The organism is Trichocoleus sp. ST-U1 (assembly GCF_039961835.1).
In the GTDB taxonomy this organism is placed as follows: domain Bacteria; phylum Cyanobacteriota; class Cyanobacteriia; order Cyanobacteriales; family FACHB-T130; genus FACHB-T130.
Window position 1 is genome coordinate 19,027 of the sequence record NZ_JAMPJZ010000035.1, and the last position, 18,995, is coordinate 38,021.

Genomic DNA, 18,995 nt, shown 5'->3' on the forward strand with positions numbered 1-18,995 from the left:
GATTAATCGCGTCTGTCGATACATTTAGCGCTCATCTTAATTAAGCGACTCAGCGTTGGTAGTGGAAGCGGCTAATTCTGCCAAGCGTTCTTGCTGATCTTGAGAAATACAAGCCTGAATAATATGTTCTAGGTCGCCTTGCAGAACTGGGTTAAGGCTGTAATTCTGACCCAGACGATGGTCGGTGACGCGGTTATCTTTGTAATTGTAAGTACGAATTTTTTCCGAACGGGAGCCAGTACCTACCTGAGAACGCCGCATGGAGGTCACAGCTTCCTGCTGTTCGCGCAGCTTCATTTCGTAAAGCTTGGCACGGAGGATTTGCATCGCGCGTTCTTTGTTTTGCAACTGCGATCGCTCTTCCGTACAGAAAATCCGAATCCCCGTCGGCTTGTGGAACAAGTCGGCAGCAGTTTCTACCTTGTTCACATTTTGACCGCCAGCACCGCCAGAGCGAGCTGTACTCATTTCAATATCCTTCGGGTCAATGTGTATCTCTACATCATCCACCTCTGGCATCACCGCCACTGTTGCCGTTGAGGTGTGAACCCGCCCTCCAGCTTCCGTCACTGGCACTCGTTGTACCCGATGGACGCCTGCTTCAAATTTCAGTTGGCTGTAAACGTTGTCCCCTTGGATTTCCAAGATGGCTTCTTTAAAACCACCCGACTCTGCCCGCGACTCGCTGAGTAACTTAATCTTCCAGTTTTGAGTTTGGGCATAGTACGAGTACATCCGCACCAAATCTCCAGCCCAGATACTCGCCTCATCTCCACCTGTACCCGCGCGAATTTCCAACATGATGTTTTTGTCATCATTGGGATCGCGGGGCAAAAGTAAAATCTTGAGGCGTGTTTCCAAATGCTCAAGCTTGCTTTCCAGTTCTTCCACTTCCAAGGCTGCCATTTCCTGCAACTCAGGATCGCTGGCAGATTCCTTCTGTACCAGTTTTGCTCCCACCAAGTTTTGCTGAGTTGTTTTCCAGCTTTCGTAGGTATTAACAACTTCCTCCAATGAGGAACGAGCTTTTGCCACCCGTTGATACTCATCTGGATTGGAGGCGGTATCTGGATCTGCCAGTCGGCGAGTTAACTCATTAAAGGTTTGCTCAACGGAATTTAATTTTTCCAGCAGGTATGTTTCAGCCATAGGAAATGCGATCGCTCCACAAAAACAGCAGGAAAGCTTATCATCAATAACTTCGACCCAACAGGCGGGTCGCGCTACGAGCAAGCCGACCCGCTACTTTTTGCCTTGGGAACCCGAATCATCACCTTGGGGTTGGGTAGTGTCCAACATTCCATATTTCCGCATGAAGCGCTCTACCCGACCTTCGGTGTCAATAATTTTCTGGGTTCCAGTGTAAAAGGGGTGGTTCCCCGACCAAACATCAACGTGAAGTTCTGGCTGTGTTGAGCCAACGGTCATTACCACTTCTCCGTTGCAGTAAACTTTTGCTTCTGGATACCACTCTGGATGAATTCCTTGTCTTGCCATGATTACTCCTCGACTGGGTAATGTCCCTATATAATTCTAGCTTTCCAGGATCAGCGAGTGCGAGGCAGACCTCGCACCTACCATCGATAACCAACTCAAATGCGATCGCTTTTTTATCGCTTCGAGTACTGCGGAGCCTTCCGGGCTTTGTGCAAGCCGTATTTCTTCCGCTCTTTCGCTCTGGGATCGCGGGTTAAGTAGCCTTCGCTTTTCAGCGGTTGGCGATTGTCCGGGTCGAGTTGGCACAAGGCTCTCGCTACTCCCAAACGAATCGAATCAGCTTGCCCCGTTAATCCCCCACCGTGGGCTTTCACCAGAATGTCATACTCATTTTCCAGACCCAGAGTTTCCAGGGGGGCTTTTGCCGCTGACATATAAGCCGGTTGGTAATTGAAGTAATTGTCGCCCGGTCGGTCATTGACAATCATTTGACCGCTTCCGGGAACCAGGCGAACTCTTGCTACGGACGACTTCCGGCGACCTGTTCCCCAATAAACGACTCGACCACTTTGTTCTACTGCTTGCATTAATTTTCTCCTCCTGGAATTGTTTGAATTTTGAGTTCCTGGGGCTGTTGAGATTCATGGGGATGGGATGGTCCCGGATAAACTTTCAGCTTGGTGAACAGTTGTTTCCCTAGAGAACTCTTGGGCAACATCCCGCGCACGGCGTGTTCGATAATCCGCTCTGGGATACGGCCCTGTAGCTTAGCAAAGGTTTCCGTCTTCATTCCGCCCGGACGTCCAGAATGTTTCCGGTAGAGCTTTTGAGTGCGTTTTTTTCCGGTGACTACCACTTTTTCGGCATTGACGACGATCACGAAATCGCCGGTATCCAGATGGGGAGTAAAGGTAGGCTTGTTTTTGCCTCTGAGAATCATGGCAATTTCACTCGCCAGACGACCCAGCCGCTGCTCTGCGGCATCAACGACGTACCAATTGCGTTCGATGGAATCTTGAGATGGGATGGGGGTTTTGTTCATGGTTCTTTTTATACGCTTCAAGGGGTGAGTCAAAAGTTGGTAAGTTGGAGCTTTGAATGTTGAAGAACCTTGTAACCTTCAACCTTCTCATCTTCAAGCTTTCAACTTAGGCAATATTCGGCGGTGACAGTCGGCAAGACCAACTTAGGCTGGGTGTCAAACCAGACTTCCGGGGGAAAGGGAAACTCTGGGTAGCCAACTCGCAACAGGCACAAGCCTTTAGCGGGCGCAGAGTACTTTACTTCGTGACGACGCTGGTTTACCCACAACTCGGTGAAGCTTTCTGGCGATCGCTCTCCCTTTCCTACCTGCACCAGTAATCCCACTAGCAGCCGCACCATGCCATACAAAAATCCGTTGGCTTGAATCTCAATATGAATAAATGAGCCGTCTCGGTAGCACTCTGCCGCCTGCACATCCACCCAGGAATGCGATCGCGCCGAATTTGCCCTGTGAAAAGCAGCCAAATGATGGCTACCTATCAAAGGGGTTAAAGCTGCCTGGATGAGAGATTCATCTAGCGGTGCATAATAATAATGCCAACTGAAGGGCTGCACAAACAAGTTTGGCTTGGGATCTGTATAGAGCGTGTATCGATACCGACGCCAGCTCGCAGAAAACCGAGCGTGCCAATTTGAACCTACAGCCGCTGAGGCTCGAATCAGAATATCATCGGGCAGATGAGAATTAAGAATCGCAGCCCATTTCTCAGCCGGAATGGGACCCGTAGCCTCAAAGTGTGCCACTTGTGCTGCTGCATGCACACCGCTATCAGTGCGCCCCGCACCGTGTAGAGTAACAGGTCGTTCCTGCACCTTAGACAGAACTGTTTCAATCTCTTCCTGCACGGTGCGCCCATTAGGTTGTCGCTGCCAGCCATGAAAATGAGTGCCCAGGTATTGGATTACCAGGGCAACTCGCTGGGTTGATAATGGCATGGCTTGTAACATGATGAGCTTTGAGTAGTGAGTAGTGAGTTTTGAATTCTCTCAGTCCTCAGTCCTCACGTTAAACCAGCTCGATGATTGCCATTTCAGCATTATCACCCCGACGTGGCACAGTTCGCAGGATACGGGTGTATCCCCCGTTGCGTTCGCCGTAACGGCTAGCGGCTTGCTCAAACAGGGCATGAACCAACTGTTTGTCATAAATGTAGCCCATGGCTTGCCTGCGGGCTGCCAGAGAGCCGTCCTTTGCCAGAGTAATCATTTTTTCCACTTCCGGGCGCAGCGCCTTAGCACGCGTCTTTGTGGTTGTGATTCGGCCCTGACGGATTAATTCGGTTGTCAGCGCCCTTAACAGCGCTCGACGCTGGTCGGCAGGCTTACCTAGTTTTGGAATACGACGACAGTGACGCATAACGATTTTGAATTGCTAATTGGGAATTGGTAACTGCTAATGGGTACTCGGTGAAGAAGTAATGGGTAATCGGTAATTAATTCTACCTATTACCATTACTCTTTACTTCAAGTTGTTTTCGCAGCCTTTTCGTGAGGCAGGGTAATTCCTAGTCGCCGCTGTAAGGCTTCGATGACTTCTTCTGCCGACTTTTGACCAAAGTTTTTAATCTCTAGTAGATCCTCTTGGCTGTAATCCAGCAAGTCAGCTACAGAGTTAATTTGCGCTCGCTTGAGACAGTTGTATGCCCTCACCGAAAGCTGCAATTCTTCGATTGGGATCTGGCTGGTAGGATCTTCATCATCGGCATAGTCTACCGTCATCGGATCGAGGGTGATATCTTTCAGGGGATTGAACAAATCCACCAGAATACTTGCCGCTTGAGAAAGTGCCTCTTGGGGACTGAGGCTGCCATTCGTCCAGATTTCAAGGATTAGTCGGTCTCTTTCCAGAGAACCGTCAATCCGGGCATCTTCAATGCTGTAGTTAACTTTATGCACGGGCATAAACACAGCGTCAATCTGGAGGAAGTCTAAAGCAGCAGTGTCATCTCGTCCCCGGTCTACGGCGCGATATCCCTTTCCTCGTTCGATGCGGAATTCCATTTCCAACCTAGCGTCGTCTGCTAGGGTAGCAACGTATTGATTAGGATCGACCACCTCAACTTCAGAGGGTAAATCAAATCGTCCGGCTGTCACCGTTGCTGGGCCTGTGACAGTTAATCGAGCAATTTGGGGATGGGAGGAGTGACTTTTGAGTACAATGTCCTTCATGTTCAGCAGAATTTCTAGGACATCCTCCCGAACTCCCTCAACTGTGGCAAACTCATGATTAACCCCAGCAATCCGAACAGCTGTCACGGCTGTCCCTTCTAAATTAGACAGTAGAACCCGCCTCAGTGCATTGCCGACGGTGGTACCTTGACCCCGTTCTAGAGGCTCCAGGACAAATTTGCTATATTGGCTCCGATTATTCTCAGTTTTGGACTCTACACACTCAATTTGAAACTGCGCCACGGAGTGACCTCCCTTCTTCATAAAACCCCTGGAAAGAACGCTAGAAGCTCTTCCCTAGCATTGCCCCTACTGTCTCAATGCCAATTTAGCAGTTAGCTGTTTGCCACTTGCTGCTAATTACGAATTGCTTTGACAGCGATTGCTGTCAAAGCAATTCTAGACTCGACGTCGCTTGGGCGGACGGCAGCCATTGTGGGGGATTGGCGTCACATCTCGAATTAAGGTAATTTCTAGCCCCGCCCCTTGCAGCGCTCGAATCGCGGTTTCTCGACCAGCTCCTGGACCGCTAACCATGACTTCAATCTGACGCATCCCCTGATCGGTCGCCCGGCGAGCCGCGCTTTCAGCTGCGGTTTGCGCTGCAAAAGGAGTTCCTTTTTTTGCTCCTTTAAAGCCACTTGAGCCAGCTGAAGCCCAGGATAGGACGTCCCCATTCGTGTCAGAAATCGTGACAATCGTGTTGTTAAAAGTAGACTGGATGAAGGCTACGCCATTAGGTACGTTGCGTTTTTGTTTTTTTGGACCTGTTTTTTTTGTTGGTTGTCGCGCCATGTGGATCTAGTTGACAGTAGTTATAATGGGTTGGCTGAATTGGTTGGTCAATTTTGCTTTTAGCAAACGAACGAAATCCAAGCCTCTGCTTTTAGCTTTTCAGCTAGCAGAAGAAGGTTATTTCGGCCCTGGTGCCTTTCTCTTACCTGCGACTGTGAGACGTCTGCCGCGACGGGTTCGCGCATTTGTACGGGTTCGTTGACCCCGAACTGGCAAGCCCATTCGATGACGCCGACCCCGGTAGGTGCCAATGTCAATCAGGCGCTTGATGTTCATTGCCTCCCAGCGTCTGAGATCCCCTTCAATTTGATAGTTGCTTTCCACTGCTTCGCGCAGAGCAGCAACGTCGGAATCACTTAAGTCTTTTACTCTTGTGTCTGGATTAACTTTGGATGCTGCCAAAATTTCTTTGGAGCGCGAGAGTCCAATTCCATAAATGTAAGTCAGACCAATTTCTACGCGCTTATCGCGAGGAAGGTCTACCCCAGCAATCCGTGCCACGCTTGTTGTCTCCCTAGTCTTGTTTTTAGTGCTATAAACTTGTCCTGAGGATCGGGTTGAGTTAACCTTGGCGTTGCTTGTGTTTTGGGTTAGAACAAATCACCATGACTCGACCGCGCCGCCGAATGACACGGCATTTTTCACAAATTTTTCGGACTGATGCTCGAACTTTCATGCCTATTTTGGCTACATTGCAAGCTCTACATTATATCACTTTTTAAGTGTATTTAAAAGTTCATCTGATTGATGAATTTTTTCATAACACAAGCTTTTAAAAACGAGCGAGTCGCTTTTTTTCGCAACTACTTTTTGTTGCGTAGCCGGTAAGTTATTCTACCCTTGGTTAGGTCGTATGGGGTGAGTTCCACTTTGACGCGATCGCCCGGTAGAATCTTGATGTAATTCCGGCGGATTTTCCCGGAAATATGGGCTAATACATTAAACCCATTGTCTAAATCAACGCGAAACATTGCATTAGGCAGGGATTCTGTTACCGTGCCTTCCATTTCAATTAAATCTTGTTTAGCCAAGTTATCCTTTTCCTCAATTCTTCAGCTTGCCTACTGTCATTCACAGCTCATTCCCCTGACTGACAGTTAAGGTCTTATTAACATATTTTATCAAAAATTTACTTCATCAGGTTGGGGGTCAGTCGCAGCCGCCAGTCTGGAAAGTAGATTAGCAACGAACTGACCCCTGACATTGGGCGATCGCACCCGCTCCTGTCAAGAACGAACAACTTGTTTGAGTGCGGAAGTAACTTCCTCTAGAGAGCGATCGCCATCAATTGAAACCAACTGTTGGCGCTGCTTGTAGAAATCAATTAGCGGAGCCGTTTGGTTGCGATAAACTTCCAAACGATGACGAATGACTTCTTCTGTATCATCCGTTCGTCCTTGCTTGCGACCTCGTTCCAGCATCCGATCTACCAAAACTTCGTCCGCAACTTCCAGATTGAGAACGTAATCGGAGACTTGGTCTAATTTTTGCAACAATTCATCCAGAAAAGTTGCCTGAGAGACGTTACGGGGGAAACCATCTAAAATCCAACCAGGTTGGGCATCTGTTTGGGTCAAGCGATCGCGCACCAAATCCAATATCAAAGCATCGGGAACCAACTCACCTCGATCCATATAGGACTTCGCCTTCAAACCGAGTTCAGTTCCAGCCGCCTTGGCATTTCTCAAGATATCACCCGTGGAAACATGAGGAATTTCCAGCTCTTGAGCGAGGATATGTGCCTGAGTTCCCTTCCCCGCTCCTGGCGGCCCCAAAAAAATCAATCGCGTCACTACTGCTTCACCATTCCTTCATAGCGCTGGGAAATGACATAGGTTTGGATTTGCTTTGCTGTATCAATTGCCACGCCCACCAAAATCAGCAAAGAAGTAGCTCCCAGCCCTTGAAAAGTTGTAATGCCGGTGGCTCTTTCTACAATTGTGGGCACAATTGCCACTAATCCCAAAAAGATAGCGCCTAAGAAAGTTAGCCGATTCAAAACTCCTTCAACGTAATCGCTAGTAGCCCGACCTGGACGGATGCCAGGTATGCTGGCTCCCATCTTTTTCAAGTTCTGTGATAAATCCACAGGATTTACAATCAAAGATGCGTAAAAGTAGCTGAAAAACAGAATCAAGATCAGATAAACGACCTCATAAACTCCGGGCGTCTGACTATTGGGATTTAGAGCATTCGCAACTTGATTGAGAACTTGATGTATTTGACTCAAGACCGGATTATTGCCCGTATTTTGAGTCATCTGAGCTAGGAAACCTGGGAAAATTAGAACGGAAGAGGCAAAAATGATCGGCATAACTCCACCCTGGTTCAGCCGCAAAGGCAGGTAGCTCGTCCTTTCCCGGTAGAGTCGTTTACCTACCTGTCGGCGTGCCGAAATAATCGGAATCCGCCTGGTTCCCTCCTGCACAAACACAATTCCCAAGATCATGACTAGGAAAACTAGCAGCAGAATGATCACGGGTCCTACATTGCGATTGTCAACCTGGGCATAATTAATAGTTTGCCCAAGGGATTTAGGTAGAACTGCAACAATATTGATGAAAATCAACAAAGAAGCGCCGTTACCAACCCCCCGCTCGGTAATCAGCTCTGACACCCACATAACAAACATTGAACCAGCGGTTAGAGCGAGTGCAGTCTCCGCGATAAACAGGGGTCCCCGAACGTTTGTTGCATAGCGTTCAAGCCATACCGCAATGAAGCTAGTTTGAATCAAAGCCCCTCCCAGCGCTACATAGCGAGTAATCTGAGAGATTTTTCGCCTTCCAGCTTCTCCTTCATCCTTCTGCAATTTTTCCAAAGAAGGAATGGCAGCTGTTAGTAATTGGATAATGATGGAGGCATTGATATAGGGCAAAATCCCTAGAGCAAAAATTCCCAAGGCGGTAATTCCGCCCCCAGAGAAGATGTCCAGAAATCCAATTAATTGGTTATTTTGAATATCTTGAGCAAACCTAGCCCGGTCAATTCCCGGTACTGGCAAAAAGATGCCAATGCGAACTAAAATCAGCAAGCCGATGGTGAGAAGCAGCCGACCTCTAAGACCGGCTGCTTGAGCCATCTGTGCAAAGGTTTCCTGAGCAGTTGGGCTTTTGTCTCGACTAACGACCATGTAAGGAATACCTCAACGATGAGCAAGAGACGCTGGCATGCAATATGTTTAACCCTTATGGGCACGGGCAGCAACAACTTCACAACTGCCACCAGCGGCTTCAATCTTGCTGCGAGCCGAGCTAGTGAAAGCTGCTGCTTTTACGTTCAGAGCCACATTCAGTTCACCGTCACCGAGGATTTTCAGAGAACCATGATTTGCGGTGAGAATGCCAAACTCCATCAATGAGTCTAGAGTCACTTCCGTGTTAGCAGGGAGTGATGCCAGCTTACTTACGTTGATCGTAGTGTATTGCTTACGATTAATGACCGTAAAGTGCTTTAACTTAGGCAGGCGACGGTACAGTGGCATTTGTCCGCCTTCAAATCCGGGTCGTGTGCCCCGCCCCGATCTAGATTTTTGACCGCGCATCCCAAAGCCACCACTGGCACCTTGACCAGCTGCTATACCTCGTCCAATGCGTCGGCGGCGCTTCTTTGAGCCTTTTTTAGGAACTGCATCTTCTAATCTCATTCGCTTGACCTTGAGGATTGACGACTTATTTTTTGGGGAAGCTATTAGCTGTTAGTGTTTTGTTGTTTGTCCAAGATATTAAAGTTGCCTTTAAACTGAGAGTCACTAATAGCTAATCGCTGATGGCTAAATTTAGGCGTAGAGATTTTCGATAGGAATCCCGCGTTCTTCAGCCACTTCAGAAAATGTACGCAAGGTGGAAAGAGCATTCACGGCAGCTCTAGCATTGTTCAAGGGGTTATTAGAACCCAGCTGTTTTGCCAAGATGTTACGCACACCTGCTAACTCCAGCACAGTACGTACAGCACCACCGGCAATAACGCCCGTTCCTGGAGCTGCGGGTCGCATCATCACTTGGGCACCACCCCCGGCTCCGTTAATAGGATGGGGGATAGAATTTGCCTTGGTCAAGGGGATGTCAATTAAGTGTTTTTTGCCATCGGCAACGCCTTTACGAACAGCTCCAATTACATCACTTGCTTTGCCAACGCCGACGCCAACTTGACCGCGCTCATTGCCAATGACAACGATCGCGCGGAAGCTGAGTTTTTTACCGCCTTTGACGACCTTACTAACACGACGGATCTGGATCACCCGTTCTTGAAAGGTAATTTCTTTTTCCCGACGCGCAGAACTTTTCCGACGCTCTTTTGCCATAGTTTTATCCTGAACCTTGAGAGTGAGAGTAAAAACTAAAAATGTAAAAAGGCAAAAGAAAGAGAAATCAAAGGTAGAAATATGAACATAAAAACTTCTTTCTTTTTACTTTTGCCTTTTGCATGCTTGTCTTTAGAAATCCAACCCAGCTTCGCGAGCAGCGTCTGCCAGGGCTTTGATTCGACCGTGATAAAGGTTGCCGCCTCGGTCAAAGACAACCCTCGAAATGCCTTGAGCGATCGCTCGCTGAGCAATTAACTTGCCTACCTCAACAGAGGCGGCACAGGAAGCTCCTGTTGTTAACTGTGATTTTAGATCCGGTTCCAAAGTTGAGGCACAGGCAAGAGTACGTTGTTGAGTGTCGTCAATTACCTGGACATAAATATGCTGATTGGATCGAAAGACAGCTAACCGAGGACGCTCACTACTGCCATTTACCTTACGCCGCACCCGGTGATGCCGACGTTGAATTAGTTCTTTACGAGTTAGCTTCATCTTTACTTCTTACCTGCCTTTCCAGCTTTACGTCTTACGACTTCACCCGCATAGCGAATGCCTTTACCCTTGTAAACTTCCGGTGGACGGACAGCACGGATTCGAGCAGCGATATTTCCTACGATTTCTTTATCAATGCCGCTTACAACTACATTTGTGTTGTTTTCTACGGCCATTTGAACACCGTCGGGAGGTTCAATCTGAACTGGATGACTGTAACCCACGCTCAGAATCAGATTGCGACCTTGAACTGCCGCACGATAACCGACTCCCTGGATTTCTAGACGACGCTGAAATCCTTGAGAAACTCCATCGACCATGTTGGCAATCAGAGTACGAGAAAGACCGTGGCGTTGACGAGCTGCGCGAGATTCATCCCGCCGCTTGACCAAGATCGTTTCTCCCTCCTGCTCTATACTCACCTCAGATGGTAGAACCCTGGATAGTTCTCCTTTAGGCCCTTTCACTGCAACATGTTGCCCTTCGATCGAGACTTGTACCTTAGCAGGAATATTAATAGGGCGTTTGCCAATACGAGACATGACTTAATCCTCCTAATCAATTAGCCGTTAGCCGTTAGCTGTTAGCTGTTAGCTTTTGGTCTATCGGTGAGTCCGAAAGTCTGTGCTTTTCTAGGTTTTTGAAACCTACCAGCCAATCGAGCTAATAGCTAATAACTAATAGCTATTAGCTTATCTACCAGATGTAGCAAAGCACTTCTCCACCTACACCCTGACGCCGTGCTTCCCGGTCAGTCATAATGCCGCTGGAGGTAGAAATGATCGCAATTCCGATACCGCCCAGCACGCGGGGTAGTTCTTTGCGGTTAGAGTAGACCCGCAGACCAGGTTTGCTGACCCGCTTCAAGGTATTAATAATCGGTTGACGGTTTTTGCCTTTGTACTTTAGAGAAATTAGCAAGTGTTGCTTAATCCCTTCGCCAACTTCTTCAAATTCAGCAATAAAGCCTTCCTCCCTGAGGACTTTGGCAATACTGCGAGTCATCTTTGTCGCTGGTATTTCTGTTGTTTGGTGCCGCGCCAGATTCGCATTCCGAATGCGAGTCAGCATATCTGAAATTGTGTCGTTTGCCGCCATTATTCCCTCCTTATTTTGACTGCCTCATTGATCCCGGAAAGGCATTCCCATTTCTTTTAGCAAGGCGCGGCCTTCTTCGTCGGTATTTGCTGTAGTAATGATGGAAATGTCCATGCCCCGAATTTGGTCGATGCTGTCGTATTCTATTTCTGGAAATATCAGCTGTTCTCTAATGCCTAAGCTGTAATTTCCCCGACCATCAAAGCTCTTGGGACTAATGCCGCGAAAGTCCCGAATCCGTGGCAAGGACAGGTTAATTAATCGGTCGAGAAAGGCATACATCCGATCCGCCCGCAGAGTCACCATCACGCCGACTGGCATCCCTTGGCGAAGTTTAAATCCAGCGATCGCCTTTTTCGCCCGCGTCACTACTGGTTTTTGACCCGTAATTTTGGCAATTTCAGCAAGGGAAGATTCCAACGCTTTAGCGTTGGTAGAAGCCTCACCTAAACCTCGATTAACCGTAACCTTTATGACTTTGGGTACCTGATGGGTATTCGTGTAATTAAACTGAGTCATCAGTTTAGGAACGATCGTATCTTGGTACAGCGTTTTCAGTTTTTGTGTCATTGTTTTTTCCTTAATATCCCTGGGCTTGGTCAGGGGAAATAGCAGTTAGTAATTAGCAATATGCTGTAACTAACAACTATTTAGTCAATAATTTCACCCGTTTTTTTGAGCATCCGCACTTTGCGTCCTTCTTCATTCAAGGTGTAGCAAATGCGGCTGGCAATCTTTTGTTGAGCCGAGTAAAGCATCACGTTAGAGCTATGGATTGGTGCCTCTACTGTCACGATTTGACCGGATTCACCTTCTTGTTGAGGTTTAACGTGCTTGGTTTTAATGTTGATGCCTTTGACAATTACTCGACTTTCTTGGGGAAGCGTCCGCAAAATTTCACCAACCTTGCCTTTATCACGACCGGCAATCACTTGTACTGTGTCGCCTTTTTTGACATGCATTTTATAGCGCTGGGGAAGCTTCGTCCCGTTTCTTTTAGACTGTTTTTTTGCGGCCATTAGAGTACCTCCGGAGCTAGAGAAACAATTTTGGTGAAGTTTTTGTCGCGCAGCTCGCGTGCAACTGGCCCAAAAACGCGCGTCCCTCTAGGGTTGCCATCTGCGTTGATGATGACGGCGGCGTTATCATCGAAGCGAATACTCATACCGCTGTCCCGGCGCATATTTTTTCGGGTACGGACAATCACGGCTCGCACAACATCCGACTTTTTAACCGCCATATTGGGAATGGCATCTTTGACGACCGCAATGATTACGTCGCCAACACCGGCATAGCGTCGGCCACTGGCACCTAAGACGCGGATGCACATCAATTTACGAGCGCCGCTGTTGTCTGCGACATTAAGGTAAGATTGGGGCTGAATCATAGTTCTTAGCTTCGGATGCGTAAGTTTTGAATAATAGTTTTGAGCTGTAAGTTTTAAGTTTTAGCAAAAGAAAGAACGTAAGAAGTTTGATTTTTATTCCCGACATTCTTTCGTTAGATTTCCGCTTAAAACTTGTTACTGACGGGTTTACCTCATTAAATATCGGTGTCAAATCGAAATTTTCGATGAACCCGCCTTTACAAACTCAAAACTCATAACTTTACTTATTGAACCTCACGGTTGAGAATTTCAGCCACTGCCCATCGTTTGGTGCGGCTTAGAGGACGTGTTTCGGAAATCCGGACGCGATCGCCTACCTTGCACTGATTTTCTTCGTCGTGAGCTTTGTAACGCTTTGTACGCACTACAATTTTTCCGTACTTGGGGTGCGGTGAGCGGTTCTCGACAGCAACCACTACGGTCTTTTGCATCTTGTCGCTGACGACCAAGCCAACTCGTTCTTTAACTGCCATTGGGGTCTACTCCTCGGATGTTGCATCTGGTTGTGGCTTTTGAGCCTTTGCAGCCCGTTGCCGCTCCCCTTCTACAGTTAGGAGCTGACCTAAACGATGCTTCGTATGCTTGAACTGGTGTAACTTTTCCAAGCGTCGGGTTGCCTGTTGCAGCCGTAAATCAAACAGCTGACGCTTGACAGCTAAAATTTCTTCAGCCAGTTCTCGATCGCCTAAATTTCTGGCTTCTTCTATCTTGGGCAGAGCCATAACTCACACAGTCCCTTCTTCTTCACGAGTGATGAACTTCGTCTTAATTGGCAACTTGTGGGAAGCTAGACGCATCGCCTCCCTGGCGGTTTCTTCAGGAACCCCGGCAATCTCAAACAAGATCCGGCCTGGCTTCACGACAGCTACCCAAAATTCCGGCGAACCTTTACCAGAACCCATACGGGTTTCAGCAGGGCGCATTGTAACTGGTTTATCGGGGAAGATCCGAATCCAGATTTTTCCACCCCGACGGATGTAGCGGGTCATGGCTCGGCGGCTGGCTTCAATTTGACGGGAGGTAATCCAAGAAGGTTCTGTGGATTGGAGGCCAAAGTCACCGAAGTTTAGGCTACTGCCGCGAGTTGCCAAACCGTTCATCCGCCCGCGCTGCTGTTTGCGAAATTTTGTTCTTCTGGGACTTAACATGACTTGGTAATGGGTAATTGATAATTGGTAATTAGTAATTGGTAACTGGTAATTGGGCGTTTTCTTTTTGATTACCCATTACCGATTACCGATTACCTATCAACCTATTCATTAGAGCGGTCTTCAAATTGCTGGCGACGACGCTGTTGACGACGTCTAGGCTGAGCGTTGTTAGGAGCCGGAATTTCTTCCTGACCAGGAATCACTTCACCTTTGAAGATCCAAACTTTAACGCCAAGAATGCCGTAAATAGTTTTGGCAGTGCGGTAAGCGTAGTCAATGTTGGCTCGAAGAGTATGCAGAGGAACTCTGCCTTCCCTTGTCCACTCGGTTCGGGCAATTTCCGCCCCGTTTAACCGTCCGCTGACTTGTACTTTAATTCCCTGGACTTCAGCGCGTTGGGCACGTTGAATCGCCTGACGCACGACGCGCCGGAAGGAAACTCGTCGCTCTAACTGTTGGGCAATATACTCAGCAATCAGTCCGGCGTCGGCATCTACCCGTGCTACTTCGATCACGTTGATCCGAATTTGACGATTGCCACCGCCTAAAGCTTCTTGAAGATCGCCGCGTAATACTTCAATGCCAGTACCACCGCGACCTACCACAACACCCGGTCGAGCTGTGTGGATTTCTAAGTCAATTTGATCGGCTTTACGCTCAATCCGTACTTGGGAGATACCAGCGTTACTGAGTTTTTTCTCTACGACCTGCCGAATAGTGTGGTCTTCTTGCAGGAGTTCTGGGTAGCGCTTAGCATCCGCAAACCAACGGGAGCGATGTTCTTGGGTAATCCCCAGCCGAAAACCAATTGGATGAATTTTCTGTCCCACGAATGCGTCCTCTTAAATCAGCTAATTGCTAATTGCTAATTGTTCAAAAGCTTGTTTCTGACAATTAGCGCTTAGCCAAAGTAGTGTTATTCATCTGCTGCTGCTTGTGCAACAGCTACGGTGATATGACACGTTGGTTTACGAATTTGATATGCACGACCTTGAGCGCGGGGCCGGAAGCGCTTCAAGGTTGAGCCTTGGTCGGCATAAGCCTTAGAAACCACTAATCTTGCAGGGTCTAAACCGGCATTATGTTCGGCATTGGCGGCTGCTGAGCGCAGTACCTTGCGGACGGGATCGCAAGCCCGATAGGGCATAAATTCCAGAACGATCAGTGCTTCCCGATAGGAGCGTCCCCGAATTTGGTCGAGAACCCGGCGCACCTTGTGGGGAGACATCCGGATGTATCGCGCGATCGCTTTCACTTCTTCTGTAGTATCAACTGCCATAGATTTCTCCCTTTTAATAATTTTGAATTTGGAATTCTGAATAATCTCAAAACCCAAACTTCAAAATTACCTCTTTGCCTTGGAATCTTTCGAGTGTCCCCGGAAGGTGCGAGTTGGAGCGAATTCTCCCAACTTATGCCCTACCATTTGCTCGGTGACGTAAACTGGCACGTGAGTCCGCCCGTTATGAACCGCGATGGTGTGACCTACCATTTGCGGCAATACAGTTGAAGCACGAGACCAAGTTTTAATAACCTGCTTATCGCCCCTAGCATTCAAATTTTCAATCTTTTTCAACAAATGGTCCGCAACAAAAGGACCTTTTTTAAGAGAACGACCCATAGTTCAAATAACCCCAATTACTTCTGGATTTTTGGATCTTGGATTTTGGATTTTGGACGTATTGCTAATCTAAAATCCAAAATCTAAAATCCTAGGACTCCCGACCGCCCCGACCTCGCTTAGAAGATTTGCGACGACGCCGGACAATTAATTTATTGCTTGGCTTGTTCCGCTTACGGGTCTTAGCACCTAAAGTTGGCTTACCCCAAGGTGTGACTGGTCCACTTCTACCAATTGGTGCCCGTCCCTCACCACCGCCATGTGGGTGATCGACTGGGTTCATGACACTGCCTCTTACCTTCGGACGGCGTCCCTTCCAGCGATTACGACCAGCTTTACCAGCACTCAAGTTGCGATGCTCAACATTGCCGACTTGTCCGATGGTAGCGTAGCACTCGCGGCGGATCATGCGGACTTCACCGGAGGGTAGCTTGATGGTGACATAGTCACCTTCTTTAGCGACTACTTGTGCAGTGGCACCAGCAGCGCGAACAATTTGCCCGCCCCGTCCAGCAGTCAGTTCTACGTTGTGAACGGCAGTTCCTAACGGAATTTTGCTTAATGGTAATGCGTTGCCAATTTCAATTGGGGCGTCTGGGCCAGCAGTGATAACTGTACCGACGGTTAAGCCGACTGGGTGAAGAATATACCGCTTTTCGCCATCCTGGTAATAAACCAGGGCAATCCGGGCATTGCGATTTGGATCGTACTCAATGGTTGCCACTTTTGCCGGGATATTACGCTTATCGCGGCGAAAATCGATTTCCCGATAGAGTTGTTTATGACCACCACCTCGACGGCGGCTAGTAATCACCCCACGATTGTTTCGACCTTTGGGGCGGTGCTTTGTGTAGGTTAGTGACTTTTCCGGCTCACTCCGCGTAACTTCGGCAAAGTCCGAAATGGTAACTTGACGAGTACTGGGAGTATAAGGCCGATAAGAACGGATGCCCATAACTTAAAAAAGAGGTTTGAAGGTTGAAGTTTGAAGACGCTTGTAGGGCGGCTTTCCGTTGAGATGGTTGAAATTAGTTAAAATTTAAAATTTCAACTTTCCAACTTTCCAACTTATTAAACTTCTGGGAAGAGGGTAATGGTTTCTCCGCTTGCCAGAGTTACAATTGCTCGCTTGTACTGAGGCTTAAACCCTGCAAATTTGCCGACGCGACGCTTTTTGCGCGGTAGGCGAAGGGTGTTCACACTCACAACCTTTACTTTAAAGAGGTCTTCAATTGCTGCTTTAATTTCTGGCTTAGTCGCTTTGGGAACAACTTCAAAGACATACTTGTTCTGCTCCATCAGCAGAGTTGCCTTTTCAGTTACGATCGGTCGATACACCAGATCCGCAAGTTCGCGGGGGTTATACTGACTCACTGTAAACCTCCTGAATTTTGGCAAGGGCGGATGGCGTTGTCACGATTTTGTCAGCTGCCAACAGGTCAAAGATATTCAATTGGGTGGCAGGGATGATCTTCATTTTGGCAACGTTCCGGGCTGACAAATAAACGTTTTCTTCCCGTTCAGCTAGGATCAGCAGGACTTTAGAATCTGGTTGGACGCCCCAACGTGCGATCGCTTCTACCAATTCTTTAGTCTTAGGCCGAGGCAACTTGTCAGCAAATTCCTCCACCACAATCATGTCTTCAGCTCGGCTAAAGAAGGCGGTTCTCAGTGCTAAACGCCGTTCCTTCCGGTTCATCTTTGTATCATAGTCTCTTGGCTTAGGACCAAAGATGACACCGCCGCCTCGCCACAGTGGTGAACGAATCGACCCAGCACGAGCGCGACCCGTCCCTTTTTGACGCCAAGGCTTACGACCTCCCCCCCTAACTTCCGCGCGGGTTTTGGTGCTGGCTGTGCCTTGACGAGCATTCGCCTGTTGCCTTACTAAGGCTCGGTGGACGATATGAGCCGCATTCTCTTCTTTAGCAACTTTTAATTCTAGAGTTGCCTGTCCGACCTCTTCCCCGTTCCAGTTTCGTACTACACAGTTAACCATATCCGTTGTCCTTTGTTCGTTGCTAATTGCTAATTGCTAATTGAAGATTGCTAAGTATCAAAAGCTCTTAGCGATTAGCCAGCCTGACCTTAGAAAATGACTACTTTCGACCTACTTTCTTGGCAGGAACAATATTAACCAGCGCCCCTGGCTTACCAGGAACCGCTCCTTTGATCAGTAGCAAATTGCGTTCTGCGTCTACCCGCACTACTGTCAATTTGCGAACGGTAACGCGCGTGCCACCTAGACGACCTGCCATCCGCTTACCAGGATAAACACGCCCTGGTGTGGTTCCAGGACCGATCGAACCAGGTAGACGGTGGTTTTTGGAACCGTGGGACATGGGTCCTCGCTTAAAGTTATGGCGTTTTTGATAACCGGCGAAGCCTTTTCCGATGCTTGTGCCGATTACATCCACAATTTGACCCGCAGTAAAAATATCTGGTTTGAGTTCTTGCCCTAGCTCAAACTCTCCCACATTCTCAAAGCGATACTCTCGCAGTTTTTTCAAGGGAGGAGCGCTTGATTTTGCCAAGTGACCCAATTCAGGCTTGTTCAAACTCTTGGGTTTGACTTCTTTATAACCAAGCTGGACGGCAGTATAGCCATCTGTTGCTTTGGTTTTAATTTGCGTAACGGTGCATGGCCCTGCTTGAATGACCGTCACAGGAATTGCTTTTCCTGTTTCGTCAAATATTTGGGTCATGCCGAGTTTGGTGCCGAGGATACCAACAGACACGGCTTTCTGGTCTCTCCTTTTTACACAGTACAAAGAGGCGGGATTACGAGTATTTCGTAAATCCGCTTGCTCCAACAAACGTTGTTATCAAACCAGCCAGCTGGGGCGCATCCTCGGATTGAGAGAGGCAAGCTTTCAAGTCAGCCTAACTTAGGCTTTTTCTTTAGCTGGGATGAAGCTATTCGACGGTCGGGTAAGCGCTAGAAGCGCGTTGCCTATATTCGCGGGGACTTAGGTGGCAAGCCATCCAGTATCCGAGAAAGCGAAAGGGCTTTTTCCGGCTGAAAAGGGTTCTTCTCAAGAAACCTTCTAGATCGTCGCTAATCCTGAAATCGATGTCTCTGTTGCTTTACGCTCGCTTGGGGGCACTAACCTCTTATGAGAAAGACTCAATAGTTTTTCACTCGCAAGGCGTGCTGTCCCTGGACTCGATTTCAACTTCAGCGGCAATAGCTGCTCGAATTTTGATCACAATCGTTAACTATAAACGATTTGTTACAACTTGTCTAGCAATTGTGCCAAAAAAATTTAGCGGTCTGCTGGATCGTCTGCCTCGCTTGTCGTGCAACTCCAGATCCAGAAGACAACTGTCCAGTTAACGGCTTACGGATAGATAAGGAAGAAGGCGATCGCATACCAACGACCCGCACTTAGGTCGGTTATAGCATTTCACAATGTGTTTGCACAGTATTTGTAAACACTGTATTACAACTCCGGCGACATTTTCCCTACAGTTAAAAGGACTACAAGAGATTGC

General features: G+C 48.0%; 31 protein-coding genes. All 31 read right to left on the reverse strand.

Going from position 1 to position 18,995, the window contains the following annotated elements; genetic code table 11:
- Positions 1–36: 36 nt before the first annotated feature.
- A complete protein-coding gene (gene prfA / locus NDA06_RS14140; protein ID WP_190431830.1) occupies positions 37–1,149 on the reverse strand; it encodes a peptide chain release factor 1 in 1,113 nt (370 codons plus the stop codon).
- 93 nt (positions 1,150–1,242) lie between these two features.
- On the reverse strand, positions 1,243–1,497 hold the full coding sequence (rpmE, locus tag NDA06_RS14145; protein ID WP_190985364.1) for a 50S ribosomal protein L31: 255 nt from the start codon (positions 1,495–1,497) through the stop codon (positions 1,243–1,245).
- Positions 1,498–1,610: 113 nt separating this feature from the next.
- Positions 1,611–2,024, reverse strand: coding sequence for a 30S ribosomal protein S9 (rpsI, locus tag NDA06_RS14150; protein WP_190411873.1), 414 nt, complete (start codon positions 2,022–2,024; stop codon positions 1,611–1,613).
- Complete coding sequence (gene rplM / locus NDA06_RS14155; protein WP_190411874.1) at positions 2,024–2,479, reverse strand: 50S ribosomal protein L13; 456 nt, start codon at positions 2,477–2,479, stop codon at positions 2,024–2,026. Before rplM ends, rpsI begins: the two co-directional genes overlap by 1 nt.
- Before the next feature lie 101 nt (positions 2,480–2,580).
- Positions 2,581–3,429, reverse strand: a complete 849-nt coding sequence (gene truA, locus NDA06_RS14160) for a tRNA pseudouridine(38-40) synthase TruA (protein WP_190529469.1) — start codon at positions 3,427–3,429, stop codon at positions 2,581–2,583.
- Positions 3,430–3,487: 58 nt separating this feature from the next.
- On the reverse strand, positions 3,488–3,838 hold the full coding sequence (gene rplQ, locus NDA06_RS14165) for a 50S ribosomal protein L17 (RefSeq protein ID WP_190411876.1): 351 nt from the start codon (positions 3,836–3,838) through the stop codon (positions 3,488–3,490).
- 107 nt (positions 3,839–3,945) lie between these two features.
- The gene (locus NDA06_RS14170; RefSeq protein ID WP_190411877.1) at positions 3,946–4,914 is read right to left on the reverse strand and encodes a DNA-directed RNA polymerase subunit alpha; all 969 of its coding nucleotides are present in this window, start codon (positions 4,912–4,914) and stop codon (positions 3,946–3,948) included.
- Between the two features lie 135 nt (positions 4,915–5,049).
- Positions 5,050–5,445: a 30S ribosomal protein S11 gene (gene rpsK / locus NDA06_RS14175; RefSeq protein WP_190411878.1), complete on the reverse strand. Its 396-nt coding sequence runs from the start codon at positions 5,443–5,445 to the stop codon at positions 5,050–5,052.
- Between the two features lie 117 nt (positions 5,446–5,562).
- A complete protein-coding gene (gene rpsM / locus NDA06_RS14180) occupies positions 5,563–5,946 on the reverse strand; it encodes a 30S ribosomal protein S13 (RefSeq protein ID WP_190411879.1) in 384 nt (127 codons plus the stop codon).
- Between the two features lie 61 nt (positions 5,947–6,007).
- The gene (rpmJ, locus tag NDA06_RS14185) at positions 6,008–6,121 is read right to left on the reverse strand and encodes a 50S ribosomal protein L36 (RefSeq protein ID WP_071782548.1); all 114 of its coding nucleotides are present in this window, start codon (positions 6,119–6,121) and stop codon (positions 6,008–6,010) included.
- Positions 6,122–6,248: 127 nt separating this feature from the next.
- Positions 6,249–6,476: a translation initiation factor IF-1 gene (infA, locus tag NDA06_RS14190; protein WP_015203280.1), complete on the reverse strand. Its 228-nt coding sequence runs from the start codon at positions 6,474–6,476 to the stop codon at positions 6,249–6,251.
- Positions 6,477–6,671: 195 nt separating this feature from the next.
- Positions 6,672–7,238, reverse strand: a complete 567-nt coding sequence (locus tag NDA06_RS14195; RefSeq protein WP_190985363.1) for an adenylate kinase — start codon at positions 7,236–7,238, stop codon at positions 6,672–6,674.
- Positions 7,238–8,578, reverse strand: a complete 1,341-nt coding sequence (secY, locus tag NDA06_RS14200; RefSeq protein WP_190411881.1) for a preprotein translocase subunit SecY — start codon at positions 8,576–8,578, stop codon at positions 7,238–7,240. Before secY ends, NDA06_RS14195 begins: the two co-directional genes overlap by 1 nt.
- Before the next feature lie 48 nt (positions 8,579–8,626).
- Complete coding sequence (rplO, locus tag NDA06_RS14205) at positions 8,627–9,091, reverse strand: 50S ribosomal protein L15 (RefSeq protein ID WP_190985362.1); 465 nt, start codon at positions 9,089–9,091, stop codon at positions 8,627–8,629.
- A gap of 132 nt (positions 9,092–9,223) precedes the next feature.
- Entirely contained in the window at positions 9,224–9,748 is a 525-nt protein-coding gene (rpsE, locus tag NDA06_RS14210; RefSeq protein WP_190411883.1) for a 30S ribosomal protein S5, read from the reverse strand.
- Between the two features lie 132 nt (positions 9,749–9,880).
- Positions 9,881–10,243: a 50S ribosomal protein L18 gene (gene rplR, locus NDA06_RS14215; RefSeq protein ID WP_190411884.1), complete on the reverse strand. Its 363-nt coding sequence runs from the start codon at positions 10,241–10,243 to the stop codon at positions 9,881–9,883.
- A 2-nt stretch (positions 10,244–10,245) separates the two neighbouring features.
- Positions 10,246–10,785 carry a 50S ribosomal protein L6 gene (gene rplF, locus NDA06_RS14220; protein WP_190411885.1) on the reverse strand — a complete coding sequence of 180 codons (540 nt, stop codon included), beginning with the start codon at positions 10,783–10,785 and terminating at the stop codon, positions 10,246–10,248.
- A gap of 154 nt (positions 10,786–10,939) precedes the next feature.
- Positions 10,940–11,341, reverse strand: coding sequence for a 30S ribosomal protein S8 (gene rpsH, locus NDA06_RS14225; protein ID WP_190411886.1), 402 nt, complete (start codon positions 11,339–11,341; stop codon positions 10,940–10,942).
- A 24-nt stretch (positions 11,342–11,365) separates the two neighbouring features.
- Positions 11,366–11,911 (reverse strand): 50S ribosomal protein L5, encoded by a 546-nt coding sequence (gene rplE, locus NDA06_RS14230; RefSeq protein ID WP_190411887.1) that lies wholly within the window; start codon positions 11,909–11,911, stop codon positions 11,366–11,368.
- A gap of 80 nt (positions 11,912–11,991) precedes the next feature.
- A complete protein-coding gene (rplX, locus tag NDA06_RS14235) occupies positions 11,992–12,360 on the reverse strand; it encodes a 50S ribosomal protein L24 (RefSeq protein WP_242028859.1) in 369 nt (122 codons plus the stop codon).
- Positions 12,360–12,728 (reverse strand): 50S ribosomal protein L14, encoded by a 369-nt coding sequence (gene rplN / locus NDA06_RS14240; RefSeq protein ID WP_190411889.1) that lies wholly within the window; start codon positions 12,726–12,728, stop codon positions 12,360–12,362. The genes rplX and rplN overlap by 1 nt, the downstream gene beginning before the upstream one ends.
- A 224-nt stretch (positions 12,729–12,952) precedes the next feature.
- Positions 12,953–13,201, reverse strand: coding sequence for a 30S ribosomal protein S17 (gene rpsQ / locus NDA06_RS14245; RefSeq protein ID WP_190411890.1), 249 nt, complete (start codon positions 13,199–13,201; stop codon positions 12,953–12,955).
- Between the two features lie 6 nt (positions 13,202–13,207).
- The gene (gene rpmC / locus NDA06_RS14250) at positions 13,208–13,450 is read right to left on the reverse strand and encodes a 50S ribosomal protein L29 (RefSeq protein WP_190411891.1); all 243 of its coding nucleotides are present in this window, start codon (positions 13,448–13,450) and stop codon (positions 13,208–13,210) included.
- A gap of 3 nt (positions 13,451–13,453) precedes the next feature.
- Positions 13,454–13,876: a 50S ribosomal protein L16 gene (gene rplP / locus NDA06_RS14255; RefSeq protein ID WP_190411892.1), complete on the reverse strand. Its 423-nt coding sequence runs from the start codon at positions 13,874–13,876 to the stop codon at positions 13,454–13,456.
- Positions 13,877–13,980: 104 nt separating this feature from the next.
- On the reverse strand, positions 13,981–14,709 hold the full coding sequence (gene rpsC, locus NDA06_RS14260; RefSeq protein ID WP_190411893.1) for a 30S ribosomal protein S3: 729 nt from the start codon (positions 14,707–14,709) through the stop codon (positions 13,981–13,983).
- Positions 14,710–14,795: 86 nt separating this feature from the next.
- On the reverse strand, positions 14,796–15,158 hold the full coding sequence (rplV, locus tag NDA06_RS14265) for a 50S ribosomal protein L22 (protein WP_190411894.1): 363 nt from the start codon (positions 15,156–15,158) through the stop codon (positions 14,796–14,798).
- Positions 15,159–15,224: 66 nt separating this feature from the next.
- Positions 15,225–15,500, reverse strand: a complete 276-nt coding sequence (gene rpsS, locus NDA06_RS14270; protein ID WP_190411895.1) for a 30S ribosomal protein S19 — start codon at positions 15,498–15,500, stop codon at positions 15,225–15,227.
- Between the two features lie 91 nt (positions 15,501–15,591).
- Positions 15,592–16,455: a 50S ribosomal protein L2 gene (gene rplB, locus NDA06_RS14275; RefSeq protein ID WP_190411896.1), complete on the reverse strand. Its 864-nt coding sequence runs from the start codon at positions 16,453–16,455 to the stop codon at positions 15,592–15,594.
- Positions 16,456–16,571: 116 nt separating this feature from the next.
- Positions 16,572–16,874 (reverse strand): 50S ribosomal protein L23, encoded by a 303-nt coding sequence (locus NDA06_RS14280; protein WP_190411897.1) that lies wholly within the window; start codon positions 16,872–16,874, stop codon positions 16,572–16,574.
- The gene (gene rplD, locus NDA06_RS14285; protein ID WP_190411898.1) at positions 16,861–17,499 is read right to left on the reverse strand and encodes a 50S ribosomal protein L4; all 639 of its coding nucleotides are present in this window, start codon (positions 17,497–17,499) and stop codon (positions 16,861–16,863) included. Before rplD ends, NDA06_RS14280 begins: the two co-directional genes overlap by 14 nt.
- A 100-nt stretch (positions 17,500–17,599) precedes the next feature.
- Positions 17,600–18,238 (reverse strand): 50S ribosomal protein L3, encoded by a 639-nt coding sequence (rplC, locus tag NDA06_RS14290; RefSeq protein ID WP_190411899.1) that lies wholly within the window; start codon positions 18,236–18,238, stop codon positions 17,600–17,602.
- Positions 18,239–18,995: the final 757 nt, after the last annotated feature.

Coding starts and splice junctions, on each gene's coding strand:
- prfA (WP_190431830.1), bottom strand. CDS start 1,149: ATGGCTGAAACATACCTGCTGGAAAAATTAAATTCCGTTGAGCAAACC.
- rpmE (WP_190985364.1), bottom strand. CDS start 1,497: ATGGCAAGACAAGGAATTCATCCAGAGTGGTATCCAGAAGCAAAAGTT.
- rpsI (WP_190411873.1), bottom strand. CDS start 2,024: ATGCAAGCAGTAGAACAAAGTGGTCGAGTCGTTTATTGGGGAACAGGT.
- rplM (WP_190411874.1), bottom strand. CDS start 2,479: ATGAACAAAACCCCCATCCCATCTCAAGATTCCATCGAACGCAATTGG.
- truA (WP_190529469.1), bottom strand. CDS start 3,429: ATGTTACAAGCCATGCCATTATCAACCCAGCGAGTTGCCCTGGTAATC.
- rplQ (WP_190411876.1), bottom strand. CDS start 3,838: ATGCGTCACTGTCGTCGTATTCCAAAACTAGGTAAGCCTGCCGACCAG.
- NDA06_RS14170 (WP_190411877.1), bottom strand. CDS start 4,914: ATGAAGAAGGGAGGTCACTCCGTGGCGCAGTTTCAAATTGAGTGTGTA.
- rpsK (WP_190411878.1), bottom strand. CDS start 5,445: ATGGCGCGACAACCAACAAAAAAAACAGGTCCAAAAAAACAAAAACGC.
- rpmJ (WP_071782548.1), bottom strand. CDS start 6,121: ATGAAAGTTCGAGCATCAGTCCGAAAAATTTGTGAAAAATGCCGTGTC.
- secY (WP_190411881.1), bottom strand. CDS start 8,578: ATGGTCGTTAGTCGAGACAAAAGCCCAACTGCTCAGGAAACCTTTGCA.
- rplO (WP_190985362.1), bottom strand. CDS start 9,091: ATGAGATTAGAAGATGCAGTTCCTAAAAAAGGCTCAAAGAAGCGCCGC.
- rpsE (WP_190411883.1), bottom strand. CDS start 9,748: ATGGCAAAAGAGCGTCGGAAAAGTTCTGCGCGTCGGGAAAAAGAAATT.
- rplR (WP_190411884.1), bottom strand. CDS start 10,243: ATGAAGCTAACTCGTAAAGAACTAATTCAACGTCGGCATCACCGGGTG.
- rplF (WP_190411885.1), bottom strand. CDS start 10,785: ATGTCTCGTATTGGCAAACGCCCTATTAATATTCCTGCTAAGGTACAA.
- rpsH (WP_190411886.1), bottom strand. CDS start 11,341: ATGGCGGCAAACGACACAATTTCAGATATGCTGACTCGCATTCGGAAT.
- rplE (WP_190411887.1), bottom strand. CDS start 11,911: ATGACACAAAAACTGAAAACGCTGTACCAAGATACGATCGTTCCTAAA.
- rplX (WP_242028859.1), bottom strand. CDS start 12,360: ATGGCCGCAAAAAAACAGTCTAAAAGAAACGGGACGAAGCTTCCCCAG.
- rplN (WP_190411889.1), bottom strand. CDS start 12,728: ATGATTCAGCCCCAATCTTACCTTAATGTCGCAGACAACAGCGGCGCT.
- rpsQ (WP_190411890.1), bottom strand. CDS start 13,201: ATGGCAGTTAAAGAACGAGTTGGCTTGGTCGTCAGCGACAAGATGCAA.
- rpmC (WP_190411891.1), bottom strand. CDS start 13,450: ATGGCTCTGCCCAAGATAGAAGAAGCCAGAAATTTAGGCGATCGAGAA.
- rplP (WP_190411892.1), bottom strand. CDS start 13,876: ATGTTAAGTCCCAGAAGAACAAAATTTCGCAAACAGCAGCGCGGGCGG.
- rplV (WP_190411894.1), bottom strand. CDS start 15,158: ATGGCAGTTGATACTACAGAAGAAGTGAAAGCGATCGCGCGATACATC.
- rpsS (WP_190411895.1), bottom strand. CDS start 15,500: ATGGGTCGTTCTCTTAAAAAAGGTCCTTTTGTTGCGGACCATTTGTTG.
- rplB (WP_190411896.1), bottom strand. CDS start 16,455: ATGGGCATCCGTTCTTATCGGCCTTATACTCCCAGTACTCGTCAAGTT.
- rplD (WP_190411898.1), bottom strand. CDS start 17,499: ATGGTTAACTGTGTAGTACGAAACTGGAACGGGGAAGAGGTCGGACAG.